We start from the raw sequence: 4,746 nt of genomic DNA on the forward strand, positions 1-4,746 counted from the left end.
GCCCGTCAAATCAATTGGCGGCGGCGTTTATGGGGGTTGTTATGAGGGATGGGGTGATTTGTGAGATTGTTCTGCCCCATTTTGTGACGGGGTTTTCTGCGATGAAGATGATGTCGTTGTTGCGCAGTTCGAACTGTGCGGCCAGCGTCAGGTGTGCGGCGTTGCGGGTGTCGAGGTGCCATGCGGTGACGGCGCCGAACTCGCGGGGGTCCTGGGCGGCGCGCAGGACGTAGACCTCGGAGGCGTCGCCGGTTTCCTTGGCGACGCCGCCGCCGGTGTCGTAAAGCGCGTCAGCCAGGGTGGCGGAGTGGTTGAAGGGCAGGGCATAGCGGCCCTGGGTGCGGACCTCGCCTGAGAGATAGACATAATCGCGGTCGACCGCGTCCAGCTCGATCGACTGGACGAAGGTGCTGCGGCGTTCCTCCAGATCGTCGCGGCGCAGGTTGACGGCCACGTTCAGTTCCTGCAGCGCGGTCTGGCGGCCTTCCAGCACGGTCTCGCGCAGGGCGATCTGCTGGGCAAAGTAGCGCTCGGCGCGGTCCAGATCGTAGTCGGTATCGACAAAGACCGAGTCGTCGGCGATCAGGTTGAGGTTCTGCAGGTCGGTGCGCGCATAGAGCTGTTCCAGCGGGATCTGATACATCTGCCCGTTGCGGTAGATGCGGACCGAGGAATTGTCGATATCGCTGACCGAGACCGAACCGGCGGCCGAGAGCGCCTCGCCCAGGGTCAGCCGGGTCAGGGTGATGGGCTGCACGCCGGGCTGGCCGACGGCGCCGCCGACCGAGACGCGGCGGGAATTGAACTCGGCAATCTCCAGGCTGAAGGTGGGGTCGATCTGGTTTTCCACCAGACGCTGGAACAGCACCGCCTCGGCCTCGTCCACGGTCAGGCCGACCAGGCGCACGCGGCCGACATCGGGGATGTTGATCGCGCCGTCATCCTGCACGGTATAGCCGTTGCGGCTGTTCTGTGCGGCCAGGAGGCCCGACAGCTCTCCGGCTGTTCCTTGCGTCGACGGCGTCGACAGCACCAGCACGTCGCCGATGCCGATGGTGTAGGGGCCGGGGTTGACCTGCGGCGGCGGGTCCAGTTCCAGGCGCGCGCGCGATCCGTCCTGGGTCGAGGGCGCCTCGGGCAGGGGGCCGGTGCCGCGCAGGCTGGTGGAAGACCCCGATCCGGCCGACAGCGCAAACACCGAGGGCAGGGTTTTGGGCGCATAGGGCGAGCGGTTGGCGACCAGCACGGTCTCGGGCGTCACCGGCACGACGCGGACCTTGCCGGCATCCGACACGCCTGCGGTCACCGAGGGGCTGCGGTAGATGGTCGAGCATCCGGCGATCAGGCCGGTGACGGCCAGCGCGCCGAGGAAAAGGGGGATGTGGCGCACGGTGCGTCCTCCGCTGTTCAGAATCTTACCTATCATCGGGCACCACCTTTATGAACATGTTGCCCAGGAAATCGCCGGTCCATTGCGAGGACTGGACGATGCGGCCGGTGCTGTCCTGCACCCAGTAAATGTTGGTGAACTGCTGGGCCAGCCCATAGCAGTCTTCCTGCCGCTTTTGCGTGGCGACGGGGGTGCCGCCCAGCACGACCATGTCCGTGCCCAGCGGGGTGATCCGGCATTTATAGGCGTGCAGCTCGATCTCGTCATCGCCGTTGAGAAAGCTGTGGAACCGCTCGGCCTGACCCGCACCGCGGCCCAGGATCAGCGCCGCGCTCTGGCGCAGATCCGACCCGGACAGGCCGCCGCCAAAACCGATGGCCGAGGTCAGCAGCCCCTGTTCCAGCGTGATGGTGGCGCCATCCGCGGTCAGCCAGGTCTGCACCCCGGCGCGTTCGGTCTCAAGCAGCATGACCCCGGCCAGATCGCGGCTGGGAAAGCCGACTTCAAGCCGGGGCGGGATCGGGCGGCGCGCGGCCAGCGCCCCGGCGCGGGGATGGAGCCGGGGCGCGTTGGGAAACAGCGCGCCTTTCAGCAGATCGGCATCCTCCTGCGCCTCGCCGCAGGAGATCAGCATCAGGGCCAGCAGGGCCAACAGGGCAGGGCGGCGCAGGGCTGTCATCGCCAGAACCTCCCCCAGCCGCGGGACAGGTCCTGGGCGCGGGCCTCGCGGGTGACGCCGTACAGCCGGTTGCGCACGTTCAGCCGGGCGCCGCCATCGCGCAGCACCGGGCGGATGGTCTGGGCGATCTTGTTGCGCGACGGCCGCCCGGTCAGCCACGAGATCGGAACCTCGATCCGGATGCCCTTGTCGAACGAGCCTTCGCCGAATTCCTCGGAGCTGACATTGGTCAGGGTAAAGAAGGCGCCGACCTTGAAACCGTTGGTGAACTCGCGGTCCAGCGCAAAGGTGGCGCCATAGTCGCCGGCCAGATAGCGCCCGACATCGACCTGCGCGTGAAAGTCGCCGGGCAGATCGTAATAGGCCGACATATGCCCGGTGGCGACCGAGTAATCCTGAAAGCCGAACAGCACGTCATAGTCACGTTGGGCGACGTAATTGGCCTCGACCCCCAGGGCCAGGCGGCTGTTGGTGGGATACCACAGCAGCTCGGCTGACAGCCCGCCGAACATGGTCTCGAGATAGCCCAGCGTGGTGCGGGCATAGAGGTTGGCGCCCGGCCGCCACATGTACTCGGCGGTCATATGTTCGACGCGCAGGTTGGATTCGCGGGCATAGATCGCCCAGTCCGAGCGTACATGCGGCAGCGGCGAATCCGAGACCCGGGTGCTGTCATCCAGCGTGCTGAGGATCGGCTGGCGCAGCTCGGTCGACAGGGTGAAGCCGGGCAACAGGGTGTAATCCAGCCCCAGCGCCGCCCCCAGCTCGTATCGCAGCGGGTCGTCGGGATCGAAGAAGGAAAAGTTCAGATAAGGCCCGAACCGGTAGGAGAAATGCGGATAGGCATCGCTGAGGATGCCGCCCTGCAGCAGCGGGATCGTGTCCGAGATCTGAGCCCGGGCAAAGCTGCGCCAGGCATTGTCGGGGTCGTGCTCCAGCTCATAGAGGTCGTCGCGGTTGACCCGCACCGCACTCAGCGGCACGCCGTTCGACATCAGCGCGATGTCGAACTGCTCGGTCTGCGGCGGTTCTTCGTTGGCCAGCACCCGGGCGGTGCGCCCCAGTGCCTGGGCGGCCTGGCCATAGCGGGTGTTCTCGACCCCGACCTGAACGGTGTCGCCGGTCCCGGACAGGTAGACCAGCCGCAGCCCTTCCTGCGCCAGCGCGGCCTGCATCCGGGCGCGGATGTCGCCGGGGGCGCGGGCGGTGGCGGCGATCCGGGCTTCGGGCTTCAGCGGCGGTGGGGCGGCGCCCTGCCCGCCGGGGGTCACCGCCTTGCGCGGGTCGATGAAATAGCTCAGCGTCAGTCCCAGCGTGGTGCCATAGAGATAGGATGTGGTCAGCTGGGTGCCGTTTTTGAACCGGTATTGGACGCCGACATTGATCGGCGATCTGACCCTGAGACTGTCTGCCACCGCTTCCTGCGTATACAGATCGGGGGAATACTCGGCCAGAAAGGTCAGCCGGTCGTCATACTGCCAGCTGACGCCGCCGAACAGGGCCGCGTCGCCGCGGAACCAGTTGCCGAAATCCAGCTGGCCGGTGGTGGAAATCCCGCCCGCATCCGACACCGGCCGGGTGTCGAAGCGGTCGCCGAAGATGCCCAGCGGGTTGGAAAACGCGCCACGCCCGGCCATCCGCCCCCAGCCGATGCCGCCGGTCAGCCTGACCCGGTCGCGAAAGGTTTTTGTGGCCACGAAATACTCGGCGGCATAGATGCCGGTGCCGCCGAAATCGCGCAGCCCCATCACGATGGCCGGGCTGTGTTTGCTTTCCTCGCGCAGCCGGAAATGCAGGTCAAAGCTGCGGTCATAGAGCGTCCTGTCAGGGCTGTTGAACCTGTCGATCACCGCATAGCGGAAACTGCCATGCACCCAGGGCAGCATCTGGAAGGTCATCGTGCCCCGGCCGCTGTTGCGCAACCCGGCGGCGGTGAAGACCAGCGTGCCGTCCTCGAACATCTCGGCGGTCGGGATCTCGAGCAGGCCGGGCGTGCCATAGGTCGAGACCGACTGCGCCTGCGCCATGCCGGTCGCCGCCGCGCACACCAAGGCCATCAGGCCTTTCCGCCTTGCTGATACCGCTCGAATCTTCACGTCAGTTTATCGCTTTTTTACGGCGCCTGATTAGCGGGTTTTGCCGGTGGCGTCTTGTGGCAATTCGCGGATGCGGGCTTTCCCGGGTATTTGTGGCTGAGCTGCAATTTAACCGGGCAGCTGCGCAGCGATCAGGCACCGTAAGGCAGCGGCCGCAGCGGCGGTGGGCCTTGCCGCAAGCCGCTGAAAAATCGGGCTTTCCCGGTAAATCCACGCATTTTTTGCGGATGCGGCATTCTCAGACCCGGACGGTTGTGTTAGCCTGCGCCCAAGACCCGTTTTAGGAGACTAACGATGATCAGAACAACACTTCTGATTCTGGCGCTTTCGGCCACCGGCGCCTATGCGCAGGACGCCTCCGGCACGACCGGCACAGACCAGAGCGATGAGGCCCGCGCCGCGCGCGACGCCGCCGCCCAGGAGGGCGTGACCGGCTTTGTCCCGCTCGTCGCCCCCGCACTCGGCGTCGCAGCAGCCGCCGCAGGCCTCGCAGCCGCAGGCGGCGGCGGTTCCTCAAACAGCACAACCACAACCAGCACCGTCAGCACAAACTAAAATCACCTAGACACAACGATAAAAAC

At 66.0% G+C, this 4,746-nt stretch carries 4 protein-coding genes; 1 reads left to right on the forward strand and 3 read right to left on the reverse strand.

Going from position 1 to position 4,746, the window contains the following annotated elements; all coding sequences use genetic code 11:
• Positions 1-10 precede the first annotated feature (10 nt).
• Genes ACR0NT_RS19410 through ACR0NT_RS19420 form a run of 3 tightly spaced genes read right to left on the reverse strand, consistent with a single transcriptional unit; the run spans position 11 to position 4,126 of the window.
• Positions 11-1,426 (reverse strand): polysaccharide biosynthesis/export family protein, encoded by a 1,416-nt coding sequence (locus ACR0NT_RS19410; protein WP_170675174.1) that lies wholly within the window; start codon positions 1,424-1,426, stop codon positions 11-13.
• Entirely contained in the window at positions 1,416-2,069 is a 654-nt protein-coding gene (locus tag ACR0NT_RS19415) for a YjbF family lipoprotein (RefSeq protein WP_170675172.1), read from the reverse strand. Before ACR0NT_RS19415 ends, ACR0NT_RS19410 begins: the two co-directional genes overlap by 11 nt.
• Positions 2,066-4,126: a YjbH domain-containing protein gene (locus ACR0NT_RS19420; protein WP_170675170.1), complete on the reverse strand. Its 2,061-nt coding sequence runs from the start codon at positions 4,124-4,126 to the stop codon at positions 2,066-2,068. The genes ACR0NT_RS19415 and ACR0NT_RS19420 overlap by 4 nt, the downstream gene beginning before the upstream one ends.
• Positions 4,127-4,459: 333 nt before the next feature.
• Between ACR0NT_RS19420 and ACR0NT_RS19425 the strand changes: the two genes are divergently transcribed.
• Complete coding sequence (locus ACR0NT_RS19425) at positions 4,460-4,720, forward strand: hypothetical protein (RefSeq protein WP_170447508.1); 261 nt, start codon at positions 4,460-4,462, stop codon at positions 4,718-4,720.
• Positions 4,721-4,746: the final 26 nt, after the last annotated feature.

Source organism: Ruegeria sp. AB10 (assembly GCF_056542745.1).